This is a genomic window from Desulfomicrobium apsheronum (assembly GCF_900114115.1).
Lineage (GTDB): Bacteria > Desulfobacterota > Desulfovibrionia > Desulfovibrionales > Desulfomicrobiaceae > Desulfomicrobium > Desulfomicrobium apsheronum.
This window is the reverse complement of sequence record NZ_FORX01000002.1, coordinates 19763-46156: the sequence shown is the minus strand read 5'-3', so window position 1 is coordinate 46156 and position 26394 is coordinate 19763. Positions and strand designations below refer to the sequence as shown.

Annotated in this window: 26 protein-coding genes; 9 read left to right on the top strand and 17 right to left on the bottom strand. The window is 55.2% G+C overall.

Going from position 1 to position 26394, the window contains the following annotated elements; all coding sequences use genetic code 11:
• Nucleotides 1-2: 2 nt before the first annotated feature.
• Genes BMZ40_RS02365 through BMZ40_RS02335 form a run of 7 tightly spaced genes read left to right on the top strand, consistent with a single transcriptional unit; the run spans nt 3 to nt 4396 of the window.
• On the top strand, nt 3-491 hold the full coding sequence (locus BMZ40_RS02365) for a type III secretion protein (protein ID WP_092372533.1): 489 nt from the start codon (nt 3-5) through the stop codon (nt 489-491).
• Between the two features lie 23 nt (nt 492-514).
• Entirely contained in the window at nt 515-1144 is a 630-nt protein-coding gene (locus BMZ40_RS02360) for a type III secretion HpaP family protein (protein ID WP_092372532.1), read from the top strand.
• An 11-nt stretch (nt 1145-1155) separates the two neighbouring features.
• A complete protein-coding gene (gene sctQ, locus BMZ40_RS02355; protein ID WP_177192982.1) occupies nt 1156-2283 on the top strand; it encodes a type III secretion system cytoplasmic ring protein SctQ in 1128 nt (375 codons plus the stop codon).
• Nucleotides 2270-2923, top strand: coding sequence for a type III secretion system export apparatus subunit SctR (gene sctR, locus BMZ40_RS02350; protein ID WP_092372530.1), 654 nt, complete (start codon nt 2270-2272; stop codon nt 2921-2923). The genes sctQ and sctR overlap by 14 nt, the downstream gene beginning before the upstream one ends.
• Before the next feature lie 12 nt (nt 2924-2935).
• Complete coding sequence (locus BMZ40_RS02345) at nt 2936-3268, top strand: STAS domain-containing protein (RefSeq protein WP_092372529.1); 333 nt, start codon at nt 2936-2938, stop codon at nt 3266-3268.
• Between the two features lie 10 nt (nt 3269-3278).
• Nucleotides 3279-3695, top strand: coding sequence for an ATP-binding protein (locus BMZ40_RS02340; RefSeq protein ID WP_092372528.1), 417 nt, complete (start codon nt 3279-3281; stop codon nt 3693-3695).
• Nucleotides 3695-4396, top strand: coding sequence for a lytic transglycosylase domain-containing protein (locus tag BMZ40_RS02335; RefSeq protein ID WP_245751008.1), 702 nt, complete (start codon nt 3695-3697; stop codon nt 4394-4396). Before BMZ40_RS02340 ends, BMZ40_RS02335 begins: the two co-directional genes overlap by 1 nt.
• A gap of 139 nt (nt 4397-4535) precedes the next feature.
• Here the strand turns inward: BMZ40_RS02335 and BMZ40_RS02330 are convergent, their stop codons facing one another.
• From BMZ40_RS02330 to BMZ40_RS02320, 3 genes are read right to left on the bottom strand one after another with little or no spacing between them, the layout of a single operon-like run.
• Nucleotides 4536-5963 (bottom strand): diguanylate cyclase, encoded by a 1428-nt coding sequence (locus tag BMZ40_RS02330; protein ID WP_092372527.1) that lies wholly within the window; start codon nt 5961-5963, stop codon nt 4536-4538.
• 51 nt (nt 5964-6014) lie between these two features.
• Nucleotides 6015-9515 (bottom strand): hypothetical protein, encoded by a 3501-nt coding sequence (locus tag BMZ40_RS02325; protein ID WP_092372526.1) that lies wholly within the window; start codon nt 9513-9515, stop codon nt 6015-6017.
• Between the two features lie 47 nt (nt 9516-9562).
• Nucleotides 9563-10018 carry a type III secretion system chaperone gene (locus tag BMZ40_RS02320; protein ID WP_092372525.1) on the bottom strand — a complete coding sequence of 152 codons (456 nt, stop codon included), beginning with the start codon at nt 10016-10018 and terminating at the stop codon, nt 9563-9565.
• Between the two features lie 615 nt (nt 10019-10633).
• On the opposite strand from BMZ40_RS02320, the gene BMZ40_RS02315 reads away from it, so the two are divergent.
• A complete protein-coding gene (locus BMZ40_RS02315) occupies nt 10634-11794 on the top strand; it encodes a tyrosine-type recombinase/integrase (RefSeq protein WP_092372524.1) in 1161 nt (386 codons plus the stop codon).
• Between the two features lie 76 nt (nt 11795-11870).
• On the opposite strand, the gene BMZ40_RS02310 is transcribed toward BMZ40_RS02315, so the two are convergent.
• The gene (locus BMZ40_RS02310) at nt 11871-12422 is read right to left on the bottom strand and encodes a hypothetical protein (protein WP_092372523.1); all 552 of its coding nucleotides are present in this window, start codon (nt 12420-12422) and stop codon (nt 11871-11873) included.
• Nucleotides 12409-12951 (bottom strand): RNA polymerase sigma factor, encoded by a 543-nt coding sequence (locus tag BMZ40_RS02305; RefSeq protein WP_092372522.1) that lies wholly within the window; start codon nt 12949-12951, stop codon nt 12409-12411. The genes BMZ40_RS02310 and BMZ40_RS02305 overlap by 14 nt, the downstream gene beginning before the upstream one ends.
• Nucleotides 12952-13230: 279 nt before the next feature.
• Between BMZ40_RS02305 and BMZ40_RS02300 the strand changes: the two genes are divergently transcribed.
• Nucleotides 13231-13854 (top strand): DUF6448 family protein, encoded by a 624-nt coding sequence (locus BMZ40_RS02300; RefSeq protein ID WP_177192981.1) that lies wholly within the window; start codon nt 13231-13233, stop codon nt 13852-13854.
• A gap of 403 nt (nt 13855-14257) precedes the next feature.
• On the opposite strand, the gene BMZ40_RS02295 is transcribed toward BMZ40_RS02300, so the two are convergent.
• From BMZ40_RS02295 to BMZ40_RS02240, 12 genes are all read right to left on the bottom strand, one after another.
• On the bottom strand, nt 14258-14806 hold the full coding sequence (locus tag BMZ40_RS02295) for a hemerythrin domain-containing protein (protein WP_092372521.1): 549 nt from the start codon (nt 14804-14806) through the stop codon (nt 14258-14260).
• Nucleotides 14807-14833: 27 nt separating this feature from the next.
• Entirely contained in the window at nt 14834-15184 is a 351-nt protein-coding gene (locus BMZ40_RS02290; RefSeq protein ID WP_092372520.1) for a DUF488 domain-containing protein, read from the bottom strand.
• Nucleotides 15185-15238: 54 nt separating this feature from the next.
• Nucleotides 15239-17476, bottom strand: a complete 2238-nt coding sequence (locus tag BMZ40_RS02285) for a nitric-oxide reductase large subunit (RefSeq protein WP_245751007.1) — start codon at nt 17474-17476, stop codon at nt 15239-15241.
• A gap of 110 nt (nt 17477-17586) precedes the next feature.
• Complete coding sequence (gene hcp / locus BMZ40_RS02280) at nt 17587-19248, bottom strand: hydroxylamine reductase (RefSeq protein ID WP_092372519.1); 1662 nt, start codon at nt 19246-19248, stop codon at nt 17587-17589.
• A 73-nt stretch (nt 19249-19321) separates the two neighbouring features.
• Nucleotides 19322-20497 (bottom strand): FprA family A-type flavoprotein, encoded by a 1176-nt coding sequence (locus BMZ40_RS02275; protein WP_092372518.1) that lies wholly within the window; start codon nt 20495-20497, stop codon nt 19322-19324.
• On the bottom strand, nt 20497-21564 hold the full coding sequence (locus BMZ40_RS02270) for a GGDEF domain-containing protein (protein ID WP_092372517.1): 1068 nt from the start codon (nt 21562-21564) through the stop codon (nt 20497-20499). The genes BMZ40_RS02275 and BMZ40_RS02270 overlap by 1 nt, the downstream gene beginning before the upstream one ends.
• Before the next feature lie 18 nt (nt 21565-21582).
• A complete protein-coding gene (locus BMZ40_RS02265; RefSeq protein ID WP_092372516.1) occupies nt 21583-22119 on the bottom strand; it encodes an HPP family protein in 537 nt (178 codons plus the stop codon).
• A gap of 3 nt (nt 22120-22122) precedes the next feature.
• The gene (locus BMZ40_RS02260; protein WP_092372515.1) at nt 22123-22716 is read right to left on the bottom strand and encodes a CBS domain-containing protein; all 594 of its coding nucleotides are present in this window, start codon (nt 22714-22716) and stop codon (nt 22123-22125) included.
• An 18-nt stretch (nt 22717-22734) separates the two neighbouring features.
• Nucleotides 22735-23439, bottom strand: coding sequence for an ABC transporter ATP-binding protein (locus tag BMZ40_RS02255; protein WP_245751006.1), 705 nt, complete (start codon nt 23437-23439; stop codon nt 22735-22737).
• Between the two features lie 2 nt (nt 23440-23441).
• Nucleotides 23442-24641 (bottom strand): ABC transporter permease, encoded by a 1200-nt coding sequence (locus tag BMZ40_RS02250; RefSeq protein WP_092372513.1) that lies wholly within the window; start codon nt 24639-24641, stop codon nt 23442-23444.
• Entirely contained in the window at nt 24638-25828 is a 1191-nt protein-coding gene (locus tag BMZ40_RS02245; RefSeq protein ID WP_092372512.1) for an efflux RND transporter periplasmic adaptor subunit, read from the bottom strand. Before BMZ40_RS02245 ends, BMZ40_RS02250 begins: the two co-directional genes overlap by 4 nt.
• On the bottom strand, nt 25825-26388 hold the full coding sequence (locus tag BMZ40_RS02240; RefSeq protein ID WP_245751005.1) for a TetR/AcrR family transcriptional regulator: 564 nt from the start codon (nt 26386-26388) through the stop codon (nt 25825-25827). The genes BMZ40_RS02245 and BMZ40_RS02240 overlap by 4 nt, the downstream gene beginning before the upstream one ends.
• Between the last annotated feature and the right edge of the window lie 6 nt (nt 26389-26394).

Genomic DNA, 26394 nt, shown 5'->3' with positions numbered 1-26394 from the left:
CCATGGCTCGCTACCCCCTCGCTCCCCTGCTCTCGGTGCGACAGTATCGGGAAGAAACCGCTCAGAACCTGCTGCGACAGGCCGAGCGCATGGTCCGCGAGGCCGAGGCCGCGCTGCAGGAATGCGAAAAAGAGCTTGAGCGCTATCGCATCTGGCGCTTAGAAGAAGAGGATAGGCGCTACGAGACCATAATGGGACAACTTTTGAGCCTCGACGACCTTGAGGCTTTCAAGGCCGGACTCGGTCGCCTGCGTGATGCAGAACTCCTGCGCGAGGAGGATGTGGCCAAGGCCGAGCAGGCCCTCGTCAAGGCCCGCCAGACAGTGGCCGACGCCAAGAACGGCCTGAACAAGGCCCGTCGCGACACGGCCCGCATTCTGGCCCACAAGAACATATGGAATGAAATGACCCGCCGGGAAGCCGAACGGAAGGAAGACCTGGAAAGCGAAGAATTCAGGCCCCTGCCCATCGGCACGGGCGATGACGCCTGATCCTGATCAGAAAGGACAAGAATATGCCGGATTTCATGAAAGTCGACTCCACACGCCTCGAAAGGGCTGGCTCGGGGGAAGAAAAGCCCGGACCGCAGCAACCCGACAAAGACTCGGTGCAGCGTTTCCAAGATTCCATGGAGACCAAAGGAAAGGATCGCGAAGACCGATCCGCTGACACTCCCACGAAAGCACCTGGAAATGCCCCGGATGACGATGCTCCCGGACAGATGCCTTCCCTGCCCCTGAATGACCTGTTCAGCGGACGCATGGCGTCGATTACGCCCGGTGTAGCCCGCCCTGAAGCGCCCATGCCGCCCAACGAACTGGCCGAGAAGCTGGTGGAACGCATCCTGGTCGGCCAGACTGCGGACGGTGGACAGGAAGTGCGGCTACGCCTCGGACCCGACGTATTGCCCGGAACGGAAATCCGCATGAGCAAAGGCCCCGATGGCACCCTGCAGGTCGTTCTGATCACGGACAACGCCTCGTCCTTCCAGACCCTCGTCGCGGCGCAAAACGACCTCAAGGCCAGGCTGGAAAGTCTGGACAGTCCGGTGCGCATCGACATCACCTCCGAAAGCGGCGCGGAAGACAACGACAGCAATCGCCGTTCAAGAGGCTGGGTCCCCGAAACCGATGAACCCCGATGACAGGACCAACCATGCCTGAACACACGTCCGCCGTGTACGCTCCTCCACGCCTGGACCCGCTCCAGGCCCACGTGGACAACATGCTTCTAACCCGCGAACAGCCGTGGGCCGTGGCCGTCGGCCATCGCCCCGCCACGCTGCGGGCCGTGCCTGCCCCCTTTCCCTTCACGGTCATGGGTTCGCTACGCCTGCACTGCGCAGGCAGCACCTGGCGCGTGGAACTGGGCGACACGGATTTCATACGCCGCCATCCCGCCATCGCCGAGGTTCCGCTCTGGACAGACCTGCCCGAGGCCGTGCGTCTGGCTGTGCTGGACCTGATCCTTGGCTCCCTGCTTGAGCCCCTGCAACAGCTCATGGGCAACGCCGTCACCTTGGGCGAAGCCACGCTCGAACCCGACGAGACAAAGAACGATGATCCGGCCGCATTCGTGCACCTGATTCTTGAATTTTCCGACGCCGAGCATGACGATGCACCCGTGCCCTTGCGCGTCGCCATACCGGACCGACAGTCCGCCCTGCTCCTGTGCGATCGCCTTGCAGAACTGCCGGTTCGCGGCGCAGGCCAGGGCGCGGAAGAGCATCCCGACCTGCCCATCGCGATGTGCGTGGACGCGGGCAGCATGCGCATCTCCATCGATGAGCTTTCCACGCTGGAGCAAGGCGACATCCTCTTGCCGCCCGACTACCAAGGCGCACAGGGCAGGATCATGCTCCGTCCGTGCCCTCCCGCGACCGGACAGGCCAAGTCCCCTGGCGGCGCTGCCGGGGTGCTGTGCACCGTCAACGACACCCAAGCCACGGTGGTGAACGCCGTGTCGAATTCCCAGGAGATCCCCATGACCACCACAGATCCGTCCGCGACCACCTCTCCCGCCGAAGATCAGGCAGGACTGGATGTCGGCGGCATCGACGTCGAGCTCTGCTTCGAGCTTGAACGCCGCACCATGACGGTCGCGGACCTCGCGGCCTTTGTGCCGGGATACACCTTCACCCTCGGCTGCGACCCGCTCTCGCCGGTATCGCTACGCATCAACGGGGCCGTTGTCGGCACGGGACGCCTGGTGGACATCAACGGCGTGCTCGGCGTGCAGGTCGATTCGTTGGCCCGGAAGGGGGGACAGGATGGTCGGGGTTAATCCACTCTTTTTCATCTTTGGCATCGCGGCCCTTGGCCTGGCGCCGTTCATGCTCATGATGGTCACCTCCTACGTCAAGATCGTGGTGGTCACCTCCCTGGTGCGCAACGCCCTGGGCGTGCAGCAGGTCCCGCCGACCATGGTCATGAACGGCCTGGCCATCATCCTCAGCATCTTCATCATGGCGCCCATGGCCATGAACACGGCAGCGCTCCTTGAGACCGCCGACATCAAGGAAAACCCGACCCCTGCGGAAGTCGGTCAGATCCTCGAGCACATCTCACCGCCCCTGCGCAAATTCCTGTCAGCCAACGCCAACGAATCGGTGGTTCGGACCTTCATGAGCACGGCCAAACGCATTTGGCCCCAGAATCTTCACGAACGCATCGCGCCCGACAACATGTTCATCCTGGTTCCAGCGTTCACCATTTCGGAGCTGACCAAGGCTTTCCAGATAGGATTCCTGCTCTACCTGCCTTTTGTGGCCATAGACCTCATCATTTCGAACATCCTTCTGGCCATGGGCATGATGATGGTGTCCCCCATGACCATCTCCCTGCCCTTCAAGCTCCTTCTCTTCGTGACCCTTGACGGGTGGGTGAAGGTCAGTCAGGGCCTGCTCCTGAGCTACGCACAATAAATGGAGAAAGACATGCAAATCGACGTTTCGCAGATACAGGACATCGTTGTCATCAAACCAAGCGGCAGCATGGACGCGACGACCACGAACATTTTCGTCAACGCCTGCCAGGAGAGCCTTGATGCCGGAGCGGTCAAGATCCTGATCGACCTGGCCGGCATCGAATACATGAGCTCCGCCGGCCTGCGCGGCATACTGACCCTGCTCAAGGGGAGCCGCGCAAAAAAGGTCCCCGTGGCCTTCTGCAACCTCCAGCCCATGGTCAGTGAAGTATTCAAAATATCGGGATTCACGGCCATGATGCCAATCTACGACACTGCGGAAGCGGCCCTGGCCAAGCTCTGAGAGGAGAAACATGGCCACCCTGACCGTGCCCGCCCGCATTGAGGAACTCGACGCAGTAATCGAGTTTCTGGAGAGTCGCATCCCGCCAGACTTCCGGGATATCGCGCCCCAGGTGCGGCTTGCGGCCGAGGAGCTCCTGGTCAACGTCTTCTCCTACGCCTACAGCGGCGGCCAAGGCGAGGCCCGGGTGGAATGCCGTCCCGCGCAGCTGGAAGGCCGGGACTACCTCTTCTTCAGCGTCACGGACTGGGGACGGCCCTTCGACCCCTTCGACGAGGCCCCTGAGCCCGACCTCGACCTCGACGCGGAGCACCGGCCCATCGGCGGCCTTGGAGTCCATCTGGTGAAATCCGTCAGCGCCCGCCACGAATACAGACATCACAACGGCGCGAACATCGTCGAACTCTACTTCGCCAAGCCCGAGTGATGCGCCCCCTCCGACACGCCGCCACCGCTCTGACCTGGGCTGCCCTGCTCGTCTCTCCGGCCCTGTCCGCAGACGGCCCAGGGCGCAGCATGCCCGGCATCCTGCAGGAGGAGATGAGCGTCTCGGAACGCATGCCCCAGGTCGTGCGGCCCCTGCATGACGACGAAGCCTCGGCGCTGCGCGATCCCGCTCGCGGTACAGAAAACATGATCGAGCAGATGGATGTCTATTCCCTTTCGGATCACGCCCATCTCCTGGCCCTGCCGCGCATGGTCCCGCCCCTGCTCGTCACGGAATCAGCCCAAGGGCGAGCACACATGCCGACCATGGCCGAGTGGGACCCGATCATCGGACACGGCAGCCGCGTCTCGGGGCTGGACCCAGGTCTCATCAGGGCCGTCATCCGCGTGGAGTCCAACAACGATCCCCTGGCCATCTCCCCCAAGGGCGCTCAGGGACTCATGCAGCTCATGCCCGGCACCCAGGCGCACCTCGGCGTGACCGACCCCTTCGATCCCCGTGCCAACGTCGAGGCGGGCAGCCTGTACCTGCGCCGCCAGCTGGACGCCTTTGGCACCCTGGAGCTGGCCCTGGCGGCCTACAACGCAGGCCCGGGCAACGTGCAGCGCCACGGCGGCATTCCCCCTTTCCGCGAAACGCAGGATTTCGTGCGCAAGGTTCTGGCGCTCTACACCCCCTGAGCCCTCTGGCACAAAAAAATACGCCCGTGTCAGGAAAACGGTTTTCGACGATGTTGAAAACCGGCCTGATCGGGCGATTTGTAAAAACAGACAACCTCAGTTCATACTGCCGCAAAGAGCTTTCGTACCCCTTATGTATTCAACTTTCTGCGTCGGCCAGCACGACCCGATTCCTGCCCAGACTCTTGGCCTGATAGAGGGCCTTGTCAGCGGCCATGGTCGCTCTGTCTAAATCTCCATCATACTGAGCCACTCCAAAACTCGCCGTAATCCGGATTTCCTGGCCCGCAAAATAGTATGTCGTGTCGGCGATGCGCACGCGGACCTTCTCGGCGACCTCCAGTCCTCCTGCCGCGTCGGTATCCGGCAGAAGCATCATGAATTCCTCTCCGCCCCATCGGGCCAGCGTATCCTGCCCCCGGATGATGCCTTTCATGCGCACTCCCGTTTCCACCAGGATGCTGTCCCCGGCATCGTGACCGTGAGTGTCGTTAATCATTTTGAAGTGATCCAAGTCCACGATGATGAGCGTGAAGGGCGTGTTCTGCCTGCTGTTACGGGCCACTTCGAGGTCGAGCCGCTCCTGGATGACCCGGCGGTTGAACAGACGAGTCAGGGGATCGATGGTCGCTGCCGCCTGTAAAGCCTTTTGCGCGACAAGGCGTTCGGCCACTTCCTGGCTGAGCTTGTTGTTGACTTCCGAGAGATCGGCGGTGCGCTGACGAACCCGGATCTCCAATTCATTCTTGGCCTGGTGCAAGGAGTTGACGGCCGCTTGTGTCGTGCGCTGGGACAGGGACAGACTGCTCGACATTTTATTGATGGCCTCAATGAGCCTGTCGAGTTCATCATTGGTCTGGATGTCGAGCTGCTCGTCGTAGCGGCCCTCAGCGATGGAGGAACAGCGGGAGATGGATACGCGTATGGGCATCATGAATCGGTTGGCCAGGATTCGGGCCAGGATGAAGGCCAGGAGAATCGCCGCGAATAACGAGACAGCGCCGGAGATGCGCAGGGCGCTGTATTTCTCGCGCACCTGGTCGGCACGCATGTCGATGCCCACCAGATACTGCCCCTTGGCGTTTTTGATAGGAGCGTAGCCAGATAGAAACGAACCCCATTCGTCGGTGGAGATCTCGTCGTCGACGATCATGGACGTGAAGCCCCTTCGCAGGGTCGGCAGATCGTGGTCGTAGTTCTTGCCTGGCAGGGCCTGCGCGTTGGTTTCGTCGGAGTCAATGATGAAAAAGACCTTTTCTGCTTCAAGGCGCATCACGTAAAGGAAGGCGATGTCAGGGTTCATGCGTTTGAGGGTGCGCAACTGATCGAGGGTGGCCGCGTATTCGGGACTGACCGTATCTTCCTCGGCACGAATGTGACGCAAAACCTCGGCGTCAAGAGTCTGGCTAATGAGACCCGCGCTGGCCTGAAGGCGCTCCTTGAGCCCATTCATGAGGCTTTCCACAGCGCTCAGGTAGAAATACGTCCCCGCAGTGCCGGCGATGAATACGACTATGAGAATGTGACTCAGAAACAGTTTGGTGCGGACGGAAATGCGGATGTTCACGCGGAAACTTCTCCATTGTTTTCTTACTCAACTTTCGGGATTGCTTTTCGTCTATACCATTGGAAAGCGGGCAGCGCCTTTGGAGACAGGGGCAGTGAAAACCCCATTGCCAGACTTGTCGTCGACGGGGGTAAAGGTCAACGTGTCTTTGCTCAGACTCACGTCATACCAGCGGGGTTCCTGGGTCAGTTTTGACTCAATAAGAATACGAGACATTCTTCCGTCAATATCATGCGAAGAAACGACCCTCAGGGTCGACCGTAACGAGTGTTGATCGACATAGTGAATACCCGGAATCTCCACACACTCGGCGAGGTACTTTTGCGCCTCAATATTGATGCGCGTCTGCGTCGATTTAACGTTCAGATTGAAGGACTGGAGAGTCGAACAGGTCTGAATCAACGCCTGATGCAACTCATCAAAGTTGGCGATGAAAGCCTTGTGTTTAACCTTGTCAGGGATGAACCGATCCAGTTGCAAGCCTTCGGCAGGGCTTAAAACATGCTCGCTGAACAGTCGTTCAATGGAACGGGCCACGACGGGGTCAAGCCCTCTGGCTTTGGCGTCGACCAAAGCGGTCGTCAAACGCCGCGTGTGGGTGAACAACTTGGTCATCTGTTTCTCAATATCCACCTGAATCCGAAAATTCATCAGTGCTTCGGATTCCAGCATCATGGAAGTGGTCACCCGGGTCAGAGAAGACGGATTGTCCGGGTCCACAACGCGGGACATTTTACCGTACGTACTGATCTTGTTAGCTTCTCCAAGTGCCGCTACTTCACGCGAATCAACATCACTCTGTGTCAGGTCGACGTCTCCGAGCAGAGGCGAAACACCCTTCGAAGCGTCAAGACCCAACGTCCCGACATTACGGGCGATATCAAACAACGCCGCATAGGCGTTGAACAGGGTAGCGCGCAGGTCCGTTATTTGCTTGGTCTGACCCACGGTGAACACGGTGGGATCATCCATATAACGCTGTTCCTGCGCAGCCAAAAATTCCATAGCCGGGAAGAAAGAGTGCACCGCCTTGCTCAACGACTCCTGAGCTTCCTGGCGCATCAACTGTAGTCCCGGTGTCATTTCCTTGGTTCGAGACATGGTATCGGCATAGAGCATCAACTTGTGCGTATATTCGGAAAGATTGGACCGCAACTCGTCGGCGTGGGACAGTCCGGATTTGGTCAAGGAAATGAAGGAGTCCTGCATCAGATTGACCACATCGGAAATACGGATACGCGCGGTGGTCATCTTGGACACACTCTCAAGCACATCGTTCATGTGTCCCATGTTGTTCAAACTGTCACGTCCCATGCCCACTGTGAAGCCCCAATCTTTCCACTCAGTCACATCTTCTTTGAGACTTTTGTACAGTTCAACTTTCTGCTGATCCGCAGTGCTGTCAGTGGTCAGAGACTTGTTGAGGGTATCCAGCAAACGTTCAAACATCGCCACGGTCTCTTGGCCGGGGATATCGTGAGGGTGTTCCATGATAAAGTCGACAATGGCGTTGCAGTCGCTTTCCCATGCTCCCCGATCGACGCCTTCCGGACAGGACTGGCGTAGCATGTCCAGTCCTTCGGAGGCCAACTGGCCCATGGCGCGCATGTTGATCATGCCCTGAAGGTCGGCTTCCAGCCGCATCAACCCTTGCAGTTCGGTATTCAGGGTCGCAAACAGTTTCGTCCGTTGATCCAGTCTGGCCTGTTTGCCGTCGATGCCGCTGAGAACCGATGCCATCTCGTAGGAATACGCCGTCTTGATATCTGTGATCCGTTCTGCCAGCTCTGAAAGCGTGCCGCGCAGCGAGGCTTCGTCCAGTTTGTCAGGATTCAGCGTGAGCGGCGTGCGCAGCTCGTCCAACCGACTGTCCAGTTCAATAATGCCGGTTTTGGGTGCCGAATTCCGATATTCCTGCATATGACTGCCGAACCGCTCGGCATCTTCCTGCATGAGCATTTCGCCGGTCTGTTTGAATTTTTCAATCTGCTGCGAACTCGGTTTGGGCACTGTGACCGTAACCGACGTGGTGGCATCAAGCCGGGTGAACAGCTTGTCAAAGCCCTGTACCGCGACACCTTGCAGTCCTTCCGTGAAATGAGCTGCGTTGGTCTTGATGAGATTCAGCGCAGGCACATCCTTTTGAGATATGAGCGAGCCTGGTGCTTCCAACAGATGATTGGTCATCACGGAACAGGCTTCGCGCCACGTGTCAGCATCCACGCCCGCAGGCGGTGTATCCCCCTTGGCAGCCAACTGTCTGGCCAATGTGATGACCGAAAGCTCCGACTCGATGCTTTTGAGTTCCTGACGCGCAGCAACGAACTTGAGGGTCATGTCGTTGACCGAATTGACCGCGATCTGCGCCACGGCTCTGCCCCCCTTGGGCATTTCCTGACTATGATTCTGATTGCGGATAAAGTTGCGGATGAGGTCATCCGCCTTTTCGTCAAGTGGGCTTTGCAGGCTCTTCGTCTGCTCCAGTGTCGCGTTTTTGTAGAGGAAGAGTTTGGACAAATCGCGGTTGGCTTCTTCGGCCGCAACCAGCTGGGGCTGGTATTTGTCCACCGCCAACTGCCCGGCCAGTCTAGCCGAATCCATACTCAGCGCCCTTTCGGCGATTTCCTTCCCCCGTTTGATAGTCTCGCCGATAATGGTATCGAGCTCCTCCCGAACGGCATCAAATTTTTCCACTGTCAGTTTCGTTTCGGGTTTAATGCCCTCTCGCAACGATCGGAGTCGATCGGCGAATTCCTCCATTTCGGGGCCGCCAGTCTTGCACAATTGCTCCAGGCCATTCAACTTCTGACGCAGGTGCTCCCCGACACGTTGTTCTTTCGTGCCAAACAAACCTTTAAATACGTCGCCCAACTTTTGTAGCCCTGTGCGTTGATCCACGGGTTCGACCACAACGTCAGGCATGTTGAGGTGCAGCATACTATTGAACTTGACAACCAAGGCCTTGTGCTCGGGAATCGCGAGATCATCGTCCGGCATTGTGGCCATCACGGCAACGGCCGCTTTCAGACTGTTCAGAGCGGCTGGATTGTCCTTCTTCAAGCCATTGATCAGCCGCTGCAGGAACAGCGACTCCGAGTTTCCACGGTCCAGCCCGTACGAACGAGCCAGACTGTCGATTTCAGTTTTAAACGCGCTCAGTTCTTTGAAAATACCGTCGATCAGAAGATTCTTTTCCTTCGCAATATCGCCCGAAAGTCCGGACTTGCCAGCGAGCGCCTGGAGATTGACGAACTTCCCGGTCATCCGGCCCAGATTCACCTCGATGGCGTCCTGCGCCCGGCGCAGCTTTCCGGCTGAATGCCACCAATCGCACTTGTCGATCGTGGCTCTGAACAGGCCTTCAAGCCCCGTGTTCGCCTTAAGCGGCTTGTGCTGGGGACGGGCCGGGGCATCCATGATTTCGGCCTTAACAATTTGGCCCTTCTGCCCGATGGTAATGGCACGCTCGTCGCCGAGTTCGTTCATCTTGAAACTATCTTGCCGTCTCACCAGACAATCTTGCGCCTGATTCATATTAAGGCCGATGCTCATGGTATTTCCTTGGAATTTGTGCCGATAATATTCACAAAAAACGCCCGTCAGACTCTGATAAAAGTACTGGGCGGCAGATCGGGCAATTCGTCGCCGGGTAAAGGATACTCAGTTGCCCAGCCGGACAACTTTTCTTTCCATTCGAGATACGTGGAAAAAAAGGCTTCAAACATTTCCACCCAGAGTTCTTCCGCCATTTCCGAAGTCGGCGCACGCATGAAGAGGCACAGCCGGTCGCCAGCGTCCAGCCCGAAAGAGGAGTGGCCCGTATCGTTAAAAAGGTAATGCGCCCGGAACAGTTTAAGCAACGTATCACGCGACAGGCTCGCGGCATCGTCCGTCAGCGCGGCAAAAACGTGCAACCAATTCTTGGTGTCGTCTTCTTCAAAATCAATGACGATGCTATCGTTCAGCCTGATTCTACAAAGCCCTAGTTCATTCAGGCATAACTCGGGGATGCCGAGACGTTTGCCTATATGTTGCACCATTTCGCTTGCAGTCATAGAAGTCCTCCGTGATATTTTGAGCACAAAATACGCCACACGCCAAAAAATACAATTATTCCGTACAAATAAAGTTTAATACCGAAAAATATTGGCGGTACATTCAAAGCCTGCCCCCAACAATGTTGGCAATGCAGCGCCAACCGATGGCATTCAAGAAGACCAAAGGTTTGCTATCTACACGCTAGATGTGTTTCGTCGCACCATGGCAATGAGTCCGTCAAGTTCGGCTTAAATTTCCCTGACATGCGTGGTGATGCAATCACAGAGGCATCATATTTCTAAAGTGTTTGAAAATAGCACGCCACGCATTGCAAGGAGGGCAAACACTCGTAAAATAAAAAAAAAGGCCTACAGATAATTTACCTGTAAGCCTTGCTGTTTCTGGTCGGGGCGAGAGGATTCGAACCTCCGGCCCTCGGTTCCCAAAACCTAATCCTACCATTTTTACCTGTTTGCACCACTTTGCATTGTTTATTATTTTTCAGATAGTTACCTAGAATCGACTTTCATTGACTTTTCTCATTTTTCACCTATTTTCACCTCGAATGTTGGGCATAGTGTTGGGCAGACGATCCTCGGTTTAAGACCACCAGCCCTTGATTTGGAGGCAAAATGCCATCACGAAATCGCGAAAAAACGCGCTATCCGGGCGTCTATTACGTCATCGGCACTGGCGCGGACGGAAAGCCGGAACGAGTCTACTACATCGTATACCGAAGGGATGGAAAACTGATCGAAGAGAAAGCTGGCTACCAAGGCCGTGACGACATGACCGAAGCCAGGGCTGCTCGCTTACGGGCCGAGCGCATAGATGGAAAATCCGACTCAAACAAAATCCGTCGCAAGAAGATCAAGGCAGAGAGAGAAGCGGACGACAATCGCTGGACGCTCTCAAAACTGTGGGCTGAGTACAAGAATAGCAAAGTTGACTTTAAAGGAATCAAGACCGACGAGAGCAGATTCAAACGCTATCTAGAAGTACCTTTCGGGCACAAGGAGCCCGATGAAATTGCTCCACTGGATGTGGATAGAGTTCGAGTGATGATGCTCAAATCAAAAAGTCCGCAAACTGTTAAAAATACACTTGAATTGTTTCGTCGTATTATTAATTTTGGCGTAAAAATGCACTTATGCTCTCGCTTGCCTTTTACCATTGAGTTTCCAAAACCAGACAATCATAAAACTGAAGATCTAACACCTGCCGAAATGGAACGACTGTTCAAGGCGATTGCTGAAGATACAAACATACAAGCCGCAGGGATAATGAAAGCAGCCCTTTTCACAGGGATGCGTCGTGGAGAAATATTCAAGCTCAAATGGTCTGATTTAGATTTCGATAAAGGCTTCATCTTTATCCGCGATCCAAAAGGCGGAAAGGACCAGCGGATTCCAATGAACGAAGCAGCCAGGCAACTGTTTCTAAACCACCCCAGAACAGGCAGTGAGTTTGTCTTCCCAGGCCGCAATGGTGGCTTGAGAAAAGATGTCAAACATCAAACAGCACGAATAAAACGCCGCGCCGGACTTCCTGAAGATTTTCGAGCACTGCATGGACTCAGGCATGTGTACGCTTCAATGTTAGCCAGTTCTGGTCAAGTTGATATATATACACTACAAAAGCTATTGACACACAAATCTCCGCAAATGACACAGCGCTACGCACATCTTCGCGATGAAGCTCTTAAGCGAGCAGCTGAAGTGGCGGGAAGTTTATTTGCAAATATTGAAGAGCAAAGCAATTCGATAGATATTGAAAATCCAAAAACTGCATAAATCAGAAAGTTGCTTCAGATGCCTTCTGTCGCGACGTTATAATTGATGTCGAAAGGGGGACCCCACAGCCCTCCCCCTACGCCGCATCATCGCACCCCCAGGCGTGCCGCAGTCTGACGACGGAGCCGTAGCAGACGACATTGCTCAACAGCGCGCCGACAATCCAGGTCAGGGAGCTTGCCGCGAAAATCTCGGGGCCGAGTGTGACCAGAGTCACGTAGGCGAGAATGCAATATGCGGCAAAATATCGGTTGACGACCTTGCCGACGGCGTTGAGTTCATTCCGGGTCAGCCAGCAACCGCTCAATATGGCGCCGAGGGCCACAAAGAGCATCCCGCACAGCAGGTAGAACAGCCCAGGCGAGATCGCGTCGTGAATCTCATGCAGGAACGCGTTGTGCGAACCGAAACCCAAGCCGAATTGCGGACAGACGGCCAATGTCGCCGAACCGGTTGCAACTCCGATGAGCGTCAGTTTGGAGAAAACCCTCCATGGCGCGGGGCGAAGGTCTTTGGCCACGGTCCCGAGCACGGCGTCATCCATTCTCGCCGACGGGACGACCCGGTCGGCCTGGACGAACTCGACGAATTCCCGCAGGCGTTGCCGCTCCGTATCAATCCTCTTCATGTTTCCCTCCCCTGCCCGCAATGAGGCTCCGCAGCTTGCGAACGGCCCTGCTAATGATCTGGCGGGAATTGTCCGCCGAAGTCTGCATGCGCTCGGCTATTTCGGCAAAGGTCAATCCGTGGCTGAATCGCAATTCCAGTGCCCGACGCTGGCTCTCGCTCAATCCCGAGAGTTCGGACAGGACCTCATCCATGGAGCCGAGGCCCTGGTCGGGGTCCGCATAGGATTCCACGGGATACCCCGAGTCCGTCATGTACTTCCTGCGGGCGGCCTTCTTGCGGACATGGTCGATCACCGCGTTCCTGGATATCGTGAAGAGCCAGGGCAAAAACGGAATGTCCGGCCGATATCGATGCCGGTTTTGATGGAGCTTGGAAAAAATCGCCTGGAACGTGTCCTCGGCCTCGCCCCGATCCTTGAGCTTGCCCATCAGAAACCCGAAGACCCGGCTCTTGTGTCGCCCGTACAGCTCCTCGAAAGCCTCCATATCGCCAGCGGCATACGACAACATGAGTTCTTCGTCGGTCAATTGCGTCACCTTTTCCCTGTTTCGTCATCCGAACCTCCCGCCACCCTGCCGTGATGCCCTTATGAAAAAGACTGTCAGAAGCCCTGACGTGACGATCGATTCCGATGGAAGGCATTCCATCCCGTTCCCTCAAATCGCCCCAATTCTGCCAGCCCCCTTTCATAGTGACAATACGAAGGCCGGAGCGATTATGTGACAATTTTTTTTCTTCTGTCACAAACGGGCGTTCCGTTTCGTTCTGGTGGGCATAGACATCAACCAACCTTTACGGAGGAACACATGAACTCGCTGAACAACGGCATCAAAGGATTCTTGACGGTGGCATCGTTTGCTCTGGCGCTCCTGATCGCGCCTCAAATCGCCCAGGCCCATTGCGACACCCTCGATGGCCCGGTGGTGTCCGACGCCCGGACCGCCCTGGCAGACGGAGATGTCACCCCGGTCCTCAAATGGGTCAAGGCCGACGACGAACCGGAAATCCGCAAAGCCTTCGAAAAGACCTTGTCCGTGCGCAAACTCGACGCCGGAGCGCGTGACCTGGCGGATACCTATTTCTTTGAAACCCTGGTCAGGGTCCATCGCGCAGGCGAAGGTGCCCCCTACACCGGGCTCAAGGCGGCCGGCGCCGTCGAGCCCGTGGTCGCCAAGGCGGACCTGGCGTTGGAGCAGGGAAACGGCGCAGAACTGGCCCAGACCATCGCCGCCCACGTCGAAAAGGGAATCCTCGAACGCTTCGGGCATGCCAACGAAACGAAAAAGCACGCCAACGACAGCGTCGATGCCGGCCGGGAGCATGTCGAGGCGTACGTCACCTATGTTCATTACGTCGAGGGGATCGTGAAGGCGGTCCACGGCGGGGCCCATCATGGCGAACAGGCCGCGTCCATCGATCATCAGCATTGATCCGGACAGGGCAGCATCACAGCAGCGCAGTGAATTGGCATCCTAGTCAGGGGGGAACTCTCAAGAATTGAGTGCCTCGCAGCTTTACGGAAGCTCAATCCCTTGTGGCAAAATCCCTGCCCACGACCACCGAAAGATCAGGCAGAAGATAACGCTCTTGGAAAAGCGCAAAAACTCTCCCAAGTCCGAGTAGTCATCGTAGTAGAAAGCTGAAAATGTCAGGCCGGTCTCCCCTTTTCCCGGAGAGCCGGCCTCTTTCATACATAGTGAGCAACCAAACTCCGGTCTTTACCTACGTTACATCCCATGAATTGTTTTGAAATCATCCAATCAAAACTAAATATGACTACAACAGGCAAGTTTCATCTTCGTGCTCCATCTCAATTTTTATAACAGCGTCTCTCTACCTGTATTTGTCTGCAAGTGTGTCCATCAATGCATGAAATTCTTCATGCTTCCCTAGACCAATACGCTCAACTTCAAGTTTTTCAAAATTATCGAACAATTTTTTGTCTTCGTCGGCACTCAAGACTTTTTCAGCCATTTGAAACAATACACTGTTTTCTTTAAAAATATGCTGATTCAATAAAGAAACATATTCTTCCACAGCTTTCTCAAATTCAGCAGCATTGATGCCGCTTGATGTGAAATCTCCCAGTGCTTTTTTCATATCTGCAATATGTCGTCGTCCACGCTCGTGCTCTTGCAGCATGACACCGATCGGTCCACCATCTCTGGCTATTCCCGCAGCTTCAAGCGCCGGAAACAAAAAATCCTCTTCTTTCCCGTGATGACATTTGTCTACAAAGACGGTCAGAAACTCCATGATTCCTTTCAATTCTTCAGCAGGAATATTCTTTCCAGAAACTATTTTTTTCGCCACATTTTGCAAAATGGAAAGCATCAACTGAATGCCTTCGTGTTCGTTCATAAGATCTTGTACAGATTTCATCTCAACGCCTCCAATATTAATAAATAATCACTTCTTTATAATACAGTTCAAATGTTCAAGCAATGCGACCGCGTGATTCAACTCTTTATTTTTGCTGGAATATAAAAGAGTCACGCTCCCATCCTGAACAAAGTTGACAATCTTTTCGACGGATTCCGCCCGGGAATCCAACTCAGCAAAATATCGTCTTTTGAACTCCAGCCATTTGGTTGGTTGATGATCAAACCATTTTCGCAACTCAGTGCTCGGGGAAACCTCCTTGATCCACAAGCCCTTAAGGCTGTCTTTACTCACCCCGCGTGGCCAAAGGCGGTCCACTAGAATACGCCTGCCGTCATCACCGATGGGATCGTAAACCCTTTTGATTGCAATACACATATCAAAGCACCCAGATCACGTGGAGGGACGAGCATGCCGCCCCTCCATTCACTTCTATGATTTTTTCAAGAAACTCAGCCAGATTGAACGCAGCAGGAAGAGCAACAACGAGAATGCGCCCACCGCAAATATCACATCCGGCAGCATGCGCATCCATGTCACGGTGCGGATAAATTCGTGGGACGTGATTTCAGGGCTACGCGCAAACCACAGGCCTTCCTTGACGGCGTGGTAGAACTGAAAAAAGCCTGACGGAATGAGGCTGAAGACCATCATGCCCGCCAAGCCGCCGTTGAGCCCCCAGAAGCTCCATTTCAGGAGGCTGTCCGACCAGGAGGCCTTCGTGACGATATGCCTCACGGAGAAGAGCATCAGGGAGATGGCGAGCATGCCGTACACGCCAAAGAGCGCCCCGTGCGAATGGATCGGCGTGGTGTTGATGCCCTGGGCATAGTAGAGGACGATGGGCGGATTGATCAGGAAGCCGAACACGCCTGCCCCGACGAGATTCCAGAACGCCACAGCCACGAAGAAGTATATGGGCCATTTGTAGGCGTATCCCTTGCCACCTTCGTCCACGACCCTGAGGTTGTGTGCGGCCTCAAACCCCAAGAGCGAGAGGGGAACGACCTCCAAAGCCGAAAACACCGCTCCGAGGGCGATGACGATGGTCGGCGAACCGCTCCAGTACAGGTGATGGAAGGTGCCGATGACTCCGCTGCCGAGATACAAGAAGACGATGAAGTACACGCTGGTCAGGGCAAATTTCTTGCTGACCGCACCGATGTGCGAAAGCAGGAAAGCCATGACCACCGTGGCGAAGACCTCGAAAAAGCCCTCAACCCAAAGATGCACGACCCACCACCGCCAGTATTCCGCGTCCGAGAGGTGGCTCCCCTTCCCATAGAGCAGCCCCGCCATGTAGAAGAGCGGAATGGACACCGAGCTGTACAGGAGCATGTGCGTAAGCCCACCGCCGTCCGTCTCGCTCTGCACGGCCGGGCGTATGGCCCGCCAGACGAGAACGAGCCAGATGATCATGCCGACGATGAGCAGGAGCTGCCAGACGCGGCCAAGCTCGATGAACTCGTACCCTTGGTGGCCGAACATGAATCCGTCGCCATCGAAAAATCCGGAGACGGAAAGCCAGGTGCCGCCCAAAGTGCCCAGCACGACGACCACCAGCGCCCCGAAGAGGACGACCACCCAAAAAGCCTGCCCTTTTGGTTCCTTGCCGACAAACGGCCCGATAAAGAGGCCCGCTGCCAGGAAACACGTGGCGATGAAAAAGATGGACAACTGGATGTGCCACGTTCTCACTGCCGCATACGGCAGAAAAGAGGCGATAGGGATGCCGAAAAACGAATTGCCTTCCACGGTGAAGTGGGCCGTCACCGCGCCAAGCCCCAGTTGCAAGGTAAAAAGCGCGATTGCGGTCAGAAAGTAAATGAGTGTCGCTTTCTGACTCGAAGTCGGCTTCGGTTCTGGGAAATCAAGTTTGAGCGTGTTCCCGTATTCGTCCTGGCCGACATAGCGCTGGTAGACGAACAAGGCTCCTGCAATGCCGAAAATGAGCAGGATGACGCTGACGATGGACCAAATGAGAAAGTCCGGCAAGGGTTCGTTTCCGACCAGAGGGTCGTAGGGCCAGTTGGTCGTGTAGGTGTGCTCGGCGTCAAGACGCTGCGTCCCGGCGGCCCAAGACAGCCATGCGAAGAAGACCGTCACCAAGCGGCCCTCCTCGGCCGTCCTGACGATTCCAGGTTGCAGGCCCATACGGTCGTTTCCGTTCTGAAAAAGCTCTGTGTAATATCCGGTCAAGGCTTTGAACGCTTCGGTCTGAAATTCCGTCAGAGTCAGCACTCCGGTGAGCGGATCGTAACGGTTTTTCTTCATTTCCTGCGTAACCAGGACCTGGAGCCGGGCTTGTTCGGCAGGGTCCATTTTCTTGAAGTCATCATGGGTGAACGTACCGGCCTGGGGAGCGTCCAGCCCATTGTGCCGAGCGGCAAGAAAAAGACCCATGCGGTGCAGGAAGTCGGCCGACCAATCGGGTGCCAGATACGCTCCGTGCCCCCAGATGGTTCCGATATGCTGCCCGCCCCTGCTGTAAAAATAATTCTGTCCACCGATGACGTCCTCGCCTGTGAACAGGGTGCTCCCTGAGTGATCCAGAACCTTGGCGGGAATGGGTGGTTTTTCCTTGTTGATGGCGTAACCGCCAAAAATCAGGACTCCAAATGTCAACGCGAGACAAAAAAAGAAAACAGCCTTTACCTTTGGACTTATCATTTCTGCCCTCCATTGAATCCAACACAAAATCTGATTGGAAGCCTCAACGAATCTTTAAAGCAGAGATCAGCTATTGATGAAAAAAAGGGGAGCCGAAGCCCCCCCTTCATCTATTTACCCGCCATCATGGCCGCGATGTCATCCTGCACTGTTCCGATTGGTTTGATGTTGAAATTTTCAACCAGTACCTTGGCCACGTTCGGGGACAGGAATGCCGGAAGCGTGGGTCCGAGGCGGATTCCCTTCACACCTAAGAATAGGAGGGCCAGAAGCACGGCCACGGCCTTCTGCTCGTACCAGGCGATATCGTAAGATACGGGCAGATCGTTGATGTCATCCAGGCCGAAGACTTCTTTGAGTTTCAGAGCAATGACGGCCAGGGAATAGGAATCGTTGCACTGCCCTGCGTCCAGCACACGTGGAATGCCACCGATGTCACCGAGATTCAGTTTGTTATAGCGGTACTTGGCGCAACCGGCCGTCAAGATCACGGTGTCCTTGGGCAAATTTTCGGCCACTTCAGTGTAATAGGAACGAGACTTCTGCCGACCATCACACCCGGCCATGACCACAAAGCGCTTGATCGCGCCGGACTTGACAGCCTCAACCACCTTGTCGGCCAAGGCTAGTACCTGATGATGGGCGAAACCGCCGACGATGCTACCAGTCTCGATCTCAACGGGCGGAGGACATTTCTTGGCCTGTGCGATCAGCGCCGAGAAATCCTTGGCTCCTCCCGCAGGCCGGTCAGCGATGTGCTTGGCCCCTTCATACCCAACCACGCCAGTGGTGTAGAGACGGTCCAGATAGGTGTTCTCTTTTTTGAGCGGCACCAGACAGTTTGTGGTCAGCAGGATGGGGCCGTTGAAGGACTCGAATTCGGGATTCTGCTGCCACCAGGAGCCGCCGTAGTTCCCCACGAAATGCGGGTACTTCTTGAACGCCGGATAATAGTTGGCGGGAAGCATTTCGCCGTGGGTGTAAACGTCCACGCCTGTGCCCTCGGTCTGCTTCAGCAACTCGGCCATATCCTTCAGGTCATGGCCGCTGATGAGGATGCCGGGGTTCTTGCCCACGCCGATGTTGACCTGGGTGATTTCCGGGTTGCCGTAGGTAGTAGTGTTGGCCTCGTCCAGCAGGGCCATGGTGGTTACGGCCATGCCGCCGGCCTTCATGACCAGCGCGACCATTTCATCCACGGACAGATCCTTGGTCGTTGAAGCCAGGGCCTCAAGCATGAAGTCGTCGATTTCGGCCTTGCGGAAGCCCAGCACCGCAGCGTGCTCGGCATAGGCGGCCACGCCTTTGAGGCCGATTATCAGCAGCTCGCGCAGGGAACGCACATCCTCGTTGGCGGTGGACAGGATGCCTACGCTCTTGGCCTTTTCGGCAAAAGCGGAAGAGCTTCCGGTCCAGGTCGCTGCTTCAGGCAGCGGGTCGGTGAAATCCTTGCCGTGCTTGGCCTTGTAGGCGGCCAGGAAGGAATTTTTCAGTTTGTCACGACGAGCCAGGCCATCCTGGATCATGGCCACAAAACGGGCATCATCCCAGTTAGCATTGGTGATTGTCGCAAATAATCCCTGAAGCACGAAATCGTCATTAGAGCGGTCGGGCTGTCCCAACTCCTTTAATTTTTCGCCATAAACGGCGATGCCACGCAGCACAAAAATGAGCAAATCCTGTAGATTGGCGGTTTCTTCCGGCTTGCCGCACATGCCTTTGACCGTGCAGCCCGTATTCTTCGCTGTTTCCTGACACTGGAAGCAAAACATAGTGACCTCCTTTGTAATTACTGTTGCCAATCGCGTGACAATGCACGCACCTCAAATCGATACTAGAAAAAAACTACCCCTGAAAGCCGCTTTCCTTATGCTTGGCGGCAATGGCATCCGCCAGACGATCCAATGCGCCGTACGTGTCGTCGCTTGGCAAACCCTTGCAAAGCACAGGATCCAGCACCTCAACCTTCAGATTGGGTATCATGCCGGCCAGTGTCTCGACTGTCTTGCCGCCCCATCCATATGAACCGACTATGGACAAGTATTTGGCCTTGGGTCGCAAGGCGTTGGCCAGAAATGCTGCGTAGGCGGCCATGGGATGCGGACCGACAAGCACCGTGGGAGTACCGAGCACGATGGAGCCAGCATCCACCAGAGACATGGCCAACTTGCCGATGTCGGTCACGGCAAGATTAAAGAGTTCCACCCGCACATCGCGTTCGGACAAGGCCGCCGCCAAGTGGTCGACCATGAGCCTCGTGCTGCCGTGCATGGACACAAAGGGCAAGGCCACCAGGTTGTGCGCCACGCCTGAAACCCAGTCCTTGTAGGCGTCCACAATCCAGCCGGGGCTATCGTAGATCTGGCCGTGACTCGGGGCGATCATGCGGATGTCGTATGGACTAAGTTTTTCCAGGTTCTTAGCGATTATGGTCCGAAACGGCATCATGATCTCGCCGAAATAGCGTTTGGCGGCTTCAAGCACCCGACCTTGGTCGCGCACGAAGAGATCGCTCGTGGCTATGTGCGAGCCAAAAAAGTCGCCACTGAACAGAATCTTGTCTTCGGCCAAGTAGGTGGACATGGTTTCCGGCCAGTGCACCCAAGGCGTGAGAATGAATGTGAGAGTCTTGTCACCAAGGGAAAGGGTTTCGCCATCCCCGACCACGATGAATTTGTCCTCGGGGATGAGCAAAAGATCCATGAGCATAGACTTGGCCTTAGCGTTGGTGACGACCGTGGCCTCCGGGTACAGGTCCAGCACTAAGGCAATGGTCCCGGAATGATCCTGCTCGGCATGCTGGGAAATGACATAGTCGAGCTTTTCCACCCCATCCAGATGTCCAAGCAAGGTGTCGACCATATCGGGATCCACCGCGTCAATGAGCGCTGTTTTCTCGCTGCCTTCCACAAGGTAGGCATTGTAGGTCGTCCCGTCGGGAAGAGGAACCAAAGAGTCGAAAAGACGCCTATCCCAATCCACTGCGCCAACCCAACACACTGATTCTGCAACTTTTCTCATTATTCACTCCGTTGAAGATTCATGCTTTCGAAAATAACAGACTTATTTCTTCCAGTTCTTTTAGCTTCATACAAAGCTTTGTCAGCTTGATTGTAATAATCGTAATGACTGATTCCACCCATATATACGGAACCACCTATACTAATTGTTATCTTGGACTTGTCTTTGGAAAATTCTTTCTTCACTGAACTCCGAATTTTTTCGGCCAAAAGCAACGCGCTTTCGCGATCTGTCTCGGGTGACAAAACAGCAAATTCTTCCCCCCCGATCCGGTAGAAAAAGTCTGTCTTTCTGATACATCGCCTGACCGTCCCTGCCATTTTTTTAAGAACCCTGTCTCCTTCTGCATGCCCTAAAGAATCGTTAACTTTTTTAAAATGATCTATGTCCATTATGAGCAATGAAAACGCCCTCTTGTTTCTCTCATATCTGTCTATTTCTTCTTTGATATCCAGGTCAAATTGACCCCTGTTATAAACAGACGTCAAACTGTCATGGCGGGAGCTATGCTCGACTTTTTGTACAAAAATCTTCGATATCAAATAAAAAATGAATGACGAGCCAAAAAGGAAGAAAACATAATAGTATAATTTTTTAATATTTGAAGTTTTACGATCTGATCCAATAACTTTCCTCAACATGAGAGAATTAGAACCGCTCCAAATATATTCACTCATTAATGACAGTTCTTGTAAAAATTGCTGCTGTCCAGCCCTGTTTTTATACAAAACATCCTTAAATGCATTCCATTCACCATAAAGACTCTTAAAAGGCTGATATATCTCTGGGTCAAACCTAAATTCAGCCGCCTTGCCATCAGCAACGTAAATAGCAAATATTTTATCCACCTCGCTAATAGAGAAATCTGCACTATCAATATTTTTAAGCAATTCAAATTTCAGAATTCTTTGTGTCGACCCACGAATAAAACCTATGTTGCTAATAAGATTGGCATCGCGCTCCAACGAAGAATGAATCGAATATATACTCCACACAATAAAAATATTAATAATAAAAAGAATTAACGAAAAAAAAGATATCAGCTTTGATGCGAAAAGTTTTTTCATCAATCCCTCATGTTTTTATTAATACCAAAATTCAGGATAACGCCTGTTCTTTGCAAAATTATTTAAAACTAAAGCAACTATAATAAGAATAACGGCTCCGATCCCAACAGGTATAAATGCATAAAAATACCCCAGATTGTGCACAGAGTCCCCACCGATAACAGCAATCAGAGCCGTCGCTCCGCCAGGGGGGTGCAACGTTCTAGTCATATGCATTGCGGCAATGGCTGTAGATACTGCCAACCCCGACGCCAGCCAGACAATGTCTCCGACAAGCTGATATGACAACACCCCAATCAGCGCAGAGATGACGTGCCCTCCAAGAACATTTCTGGGCTGGGCCAACGGGCTTCGAATCGCTCCGTAAACGAGGACCGCAGTTGCGCCAAAGGAGCCAATGAGCAAACCCTGTCCGAACTCATCCACAAGCACGTCTTGAAGCAAACCGACGAGGGCTATGCCGACAAAGGCGCCGATCCAAGACCAGGCAACCTCAGAAATACTGACCCTAGGTGGGCTTTGTGTCGTCCCTTTGACTTTTTCGAAAAAATTCATGGCTTACCTCAACTCACACAGAGAACCGACGAGATTGGTTCTGGTGACAATCCCTATTGGGCGTCCGTCAGTATCACAAATTGGCACTCGGTTGATGGAATGTTTCGAAAAAAGCTCTGAGATATCCGCCAATGCCGTTTCCTTGGCCGCGACAATCGGCGGACAATTCATCAACTCCCGAACACTCAAACCTCCAAGGTCAGAAACCAAACAGCCGTCAATGGTCATGCATCGCGACACAACAGCCATGAATGAGGCGGTTCCTGGCAGTCCCATCTTCTTGAGAAAATCCTTTTCCGAGACAACCCCGCAGATCGTCCCGTTTTCGTCAACAACCGGAGCACCGCTGATGCCGTGCGAAGCCATAAATGACGCAGCCTCAGAGGCGCTCATTTCACGATGAAGGCAATGAACAGGAGACGTCATGGCGTCTTCCGCCTTCCAAAGTGTACGGACTCTCTTCAATGCCAAATCGTAAGCGATTGAATAAATTTCCCGAAAATCTCCAGGTGTTATATCGACGTATCCTTGCATGGAACGCATGGCATTGATGACATCATCTTCAGACAAATCCAAAGCGTCACAGTGATCTTTCATATCACCCTCCCTATCAATTCAATCTATTGCCCTTCCTTCGCCAGCCTGCTCTTCAGTTCGCCCATCTCGTATTTGGTACAATCGCTTGAAAGTCGGAATGATTTTTTCATCGTGGGTCACGACAATGATCGCGGTTTCAAACTGTTTGGCCATCTGGTTCAGAATCCGGATCACGGCCATGGCTCGTTCGCTGTCCAGAGGTGCGGTCGGCTCGTCAGCCAGAATGACAGGCGGACGATTGACGAGGGCGCGGGCAATGGACACACGCTGCTGCTCCCCTCCCGAAAGCTGGGAAGGCATGGCCCCCGCCCTGTGTCCGACGTCCAGAGCTTCGAGAAATTCCTGGGCCAAGGCCCTGGCCTTGGAATTCGGAATGCCGGACAGCATCGGCAGCAAAGCCACGTTGTCCGTAACATCCAAAAAGGGAATAAGATAGGGCGCCTGAAAGATGAATCCGATCTTGTCACGTCTGAGCGCTCGCAAATCGGGAATCTTCCAATCCTGATCAAAAATGACATCATCCCCCAGCGTCATCTTCCCGGCGCTCGGCTCGATGACCGCCCCAAGGCATTTGAGCAGAGTGCTCTTTCCTGAACCGGACGGGCCTATGAGGCCGACCACTTCTCCTGGCCCAACGACCATGTCCACCCCCTTCAGGGCGTCCACCGCAGCCTCGCCTTGCCCGTAGCGCTTGCGCACGTCTTCGATGAGTATTCCAGGCATCATCATCCTCCAATGGCTTCGGCCGGATCGACCTTGAGGGCCGCCCTGATCGCCATGACGCTGGCCAGTGAACAAATGACCATGACTGCGATCAGCCCGCGCACCGCATCTTCGGGCAGGAGCAGAACGTATTTCGGAAAAATGGGGGCCCACAGCGTGGCCGAGATCTTGCCGACCACGAAGCCGATCAGCCCAAGCCCCAGCGCCTGTTGCAGGATCATCGAGGCAATGGTCCTGTTGCGGGTGCCGATAAGTTTCAGGACCGCGATTTCACGGATCTTACCCATGGTCAGCGTATAAATGATGAAGGCGACGATGGCCGCGCTGACCACGGACAGAATGACCAGAAACATGCCGATCTGACGGGCCGAAGTGGCCACGAGCTTTTCGATCAGGATTTCCTCCATCTGCGCCCGAGTATAGACTTGATACCTGCTCCAGCGCTGAATGGATTTCGCAACTTCATTCGGCAAATGACCGGGAGCGAGGCTGACCAGCACGGCGTTGACGTTGGAATTGGTGGACTGGGACGCGATGACTGCGTCCAGAAGACCCGGAATCGGCCGGTTGAATGCCGGATTCTGCGCTGCCCGCTGGCGTGAACGGACGATGGCGTCGTTATCTTTTAAAAACTGCGCCTCCTGGGCGTCCTTGAGCGGAATGAAAACCATGGGATCACCGCCCGAGGAAACCGTCCGCCGGGTCAGTCCGACAACCGTGTAGACATTCCTGCGGATGACAATCTCTTGCCCGAGTCTGAAGCCAGTCCTGACATCTGCCACGGCCTCATAATGACTGCGGGTAATGTGACGTCCAGCCACCAGAAAAATTGGCTGTCCGGGCTCCCCCGGCCCTCCCGGTACCACACCGACAACCATGGCCCGCACGTCGCCGCCGTCGTGCCGGACCTGCATGGTCAGGTAGGTCACATTCGAAACCCGCTCCACTCCCTCCATGCCGAGAATCGAGCGATAGACGTCGTCGGGAATGGTCGAGGATTCCGCGTACGGCCCCAGGGTATCCTGCTGCACGACCCACAGATCCGCGCCGCTGTTGTCCAGAAGCACCTTGGCGTCCTCGACCATGCCGCGATAGATGCCGGCCATGGAAAGCGTCACACCGATGAGCAGGCCAAGCCCCACCCCGGTGAAGACGAACTTCCCCCAGGAATGCAGGATATCGCGCCCGGCCAGGCTGATCATTTGGGCACCCCCGGAAGATGGTCCACAATCTTGATGCCGCTTCTGGCCGTCAGCGTGGACGCGCTATGCGAGACGACGGTCTGCCCCACACGCAGCCCCTTGCGGACCTGGACCAGCCCGTCAAGGTCTGCCTGTCCGAGTTCAACGGGGACGAATTCGATGCTCCCGCCTTCAACCACCCAGACCCCAAGCGTGTTTTTGTCGCGCAGCACGCTGCTGCCGGGAATGGTCGGAGCAGGCGGCAAGGCAGGCAGATCCACGGTCACCTCGGCCAGTTCGCCGATGGCAGGCAGGGGGTCGGGCAGGGATTCAAAAGTCACTTTCGCCAGCAGCTCTTCGGTCACGGCGTCCGCAACCGGCTCGACACGGTACACATGCGCAGATAGCGATTCCGATGAGCGGGAACGCAGCACGACACGCGCCGGCAAACCGGTCGCAAGGCCGGAAGCCCGGAGCTGGTCGAAGCGGGCATTCACCCAGACGTGGTCCGGATCGATGATCTCCACCACGGTCTGTCCGGCCACGGCAGTCGTGCCGGGCTCGATCAGACGCCTGGTGACCAGACCGGCAACAGGCGAAACCAGTCTGACGGTCTCCCGCTGGCGGGATATGCCGGCCCCTTCGGACGTGAGGCGGTCGTATTCGTGTTTGGCCGAAGCCACGGTCGCAATGGCGGCCTTGAGCCCGCTCTTCGCGACGTCCAACTCCTGCTGACGGGCCTCAAAGGCCTCCCTGCTCACCGCTCCGCTCTGCACCAGGGTTTCAAAGCGGCGGGCCTGGGATTCGGCGTAGGTTGTTTTCGCCCGCAGTTCCGAAACCTGGGCTTCGGCAGCCCGCACGGTCGCGGCGGCACGCAGCAGGGCGGCATCTTGGGCGCCCAGCCTGTCATCGAGATCCACGGGATCCATTTCACCAATGATCTGCCCCGGCTCGACCCTGTCCCCGACATCCACCAAAATCGCAAGAACCCGGCCGGAGCCTGTCGGTCCGATGTTCTGCGTGTACCGCGCTTCCACCGTGCCGATGCCGAAAAGCGACGGCTCCACCGGCATATCCCTGACCTCGGACACGACGACCGCAACGGGAGCCAGCGGGCCGGAACGCAGCACCACATAAATGAAGGCCCCGGCCAAGAGGCCTAGCACCACCAGCAGCAGAAATTTATTGCGGGACATGAGACTCATCATATGGATTTCCTTATGGCGCGACGAAACAAGGCAAACGCCTCTGGAGCCCCCTGGCGCAAATGGCCAACATCACCAAATAGCACCGCCTTGATGATGAGCCCTTGAACAGTTCCGACAAAAAGAGCGACCGCTGCTTCAGTTGAGATCGAACAATCCACCTCGCCGCAGGACTTTCCTTGCTCCAGCTTCAATGTCAGGAGTTTTCCGTATCGTTCAAGCAACGAGGCAACGGCAATTTTGGCTGGAGTTGATTCTGTTTTCGGAAGTTCCCCAAACAACATGCGCGGAACTCCGGGATACTCAATCGCGAAGGCGACATGGGCCATGAACATAGCCTCAAGGGAGAAGATTGGACTGTTGGCGCTTTCCGCCGCACGTGCAACACGGGAATGCAATTCTGTGGCAACCCACTCCATGACCGTGCGCCAGATTTCGTCTTTGCTGGAAAAATGTCGAAAAATGCCGCCCTGGGACAAGCCCATGTGCGCAGCGATTTCTGTGGTCGTAATCTCGCCTGGATTCTGAATGGCAGCTAATTCAAGCACCGCTTTGACGGCCATGGCCCG

Excerpts from the sequence above, each read along its gene's own strand:
- BMZ40_RS02365 (WP_092372533.1), top strand. The coding sequence starts at position 3 with ATGGCTCGCTACCCCCTCGCTCCCCTGCTCTCGGTGCGACAGTATCGG.
- BMZ40_RS02360 (WP_092372532.1), top strand. The coding sequence starts at position 515 with ATGCCGGATTTCATGAAAGTCGACTCCACACGCCTCGAAAGGGCTGGC.
- sctQ (WP_177192982.1), top strand. The coding sequence starts at position 1,156 with ATGCCTGAACACACGTCCGCCGTGTACGCTCCTCCACGCCTGGACCCG.
- sctR (WP_092372530.1), top strand. The coding sequence starts at position 2,270 with ATGGTCGGGGTTAATCCACTCTTTTTCATCTTTGGCATCGCGGCCCTT.
- BMZ40_RS02345 (WP_092372529.1), top strand. The coding sequence starts at position 2,936 with ATGCAAATCGACGTTTCGCAGATACAGGACATCGTTGTCATCAAACCA.
- BMZ40_RS02340 (WP_092372528.1), top strand. The coding sequence starts at position 3,279 with ATGGCCACCCTGACCGTGCCCGCCCGCATTGAGGAACTCGACGCAGTA.
- BMZ40_RS02335 (WP_245751008.1), top strand. The coding sequence starts at position 3,695 with ATGCGCCCCCTCCGACACGCCGCCACCGCTCTGACCTGGGCTGCCCTG.
- BMZ40_RS02325 (WP_092372526.1), bottom strand. The coding sequence starts at position 9,515 with ATGAGCATCGGCCTTAATATGAATCAGGCGCAAGATTGTCTGGTGAGA.
- BMZ40_RS02320 (WP_092372525.1), bottom strand. The coding sequence starts at position 10,018 with ATGACTGCAAGCGAAATGGTGCAACATATAGGCAAACGTCTCGGCATC.
- BMZ40_RS02315 (WP_092372524.1), top strand. The coding sequence starts at position 10,634 with ATGCCATCACGAAATCGCGAAAAAACGCGCTATCCGGGCGTCTATTAC.
- BMZ40_RS02310 (WP_092372523.1), bottom strand. The coding sequence starts at position 12,422 with ATGAAGAGGATTGATACGGAGCGGCAACGCCTGCGGGAATTCGTCGAG.
- BMZ40_RS02300 (WP_177192981.1), top strand. The coding sequence starts at position 13,231 with ATGAACTCGCTGAACAACGGCATCAAAGGATTCTTGACGGTGGCATCG.
- BMZ40_RS02295 (WP_092372521.1), bottom strand. The coding sequence starts at position 14,806 with ATGAAATCTGTACAAGATCTTATGAACGAACACGAAGGCATTCAGTTG.
- BMZ40_RS02290 (WP_092372520.1), bottom strand. The coding sequence starts at position 15,184 with ATGTGTATTGCAATCAAAAGGGTTTACGATCCCATCGGTGATGACGGC.
- BMZ40_RS02285 (WP_245751007.1), bottom strand. The coding sequence starts at position 17,476 with ATGATAAGTCCAAAGGTAAAGGCTGTTTTCTTTTTTTGTCTCGCGTTG.
- hcp (WP_092372519.1), bottom strand. The coding sequence starts at position 19,248 with ATGTTTTGCTTCCAGTGTCAGGAAACAGCGAAGAATACGGGCTGCACG.
- BMZ40_RS02275 (WP_092372518.1), bottom strand. The coding sequence starts at position 20,497 with ATGAGAAAAGTTGCAGAATCAGTGTGTTGGGTTGGCGCAGTGGATTGG.
- BMZ40_RS02270 (WP_092372517.1), bottom strand. The coding sequence starts at position 21,564 with ATGAAAAAACTTTTCGCATCAAAGCTGATATCTTTTTTTTCGTTAATT.
- BMZ40_RS02265 (WP_092372516.1), bottom strand. The coding sequence starts at position 22,119 with ATGAATTTTTTCGAAAAAGTCAAAGGGACGACACAAAGCCCACCTAGG.
- BMZ40_RS02260 (WP_092372515.1), bottom strand. The coding sequence starts at position 22,716 with ATGAAAGATCACTGTGACGCTTTGGATTTGTCTGAAGATGATGTCATC.
- BMZ40_RS02255 (WP_245751006.1), bottom strand. The coding sequence starts at position 23,439 with ATGCCTGGAATACTCATCGAAGACGTGCGCAAGCGCTACGGGCAAGGC.
- BMZ40_RS02250 (WP_092372513.1), bottom strand. The coding sequence starts at position 24,641 with ATGATCAGCCTGGCCGGGCGCGATATCCTGCATTCCTGGGGGAAGTTC.
- BMZ40_RS02245 (WP_092372512.1), bottom strand. The coding sequence starts at position 25,828 with ATGATGAGTCTCATGTCCCGCAATAAATTTCTGCTGCTGGTGGTGCTA.
- BMZ40_RS02240 (WP_245751005.1), bottom strand. The coding sequence starts at position 26,388 with ATGGCCGTCAAAGCGGTGCTTGAATTAGCTGCCATTCAGAATCCAGGC.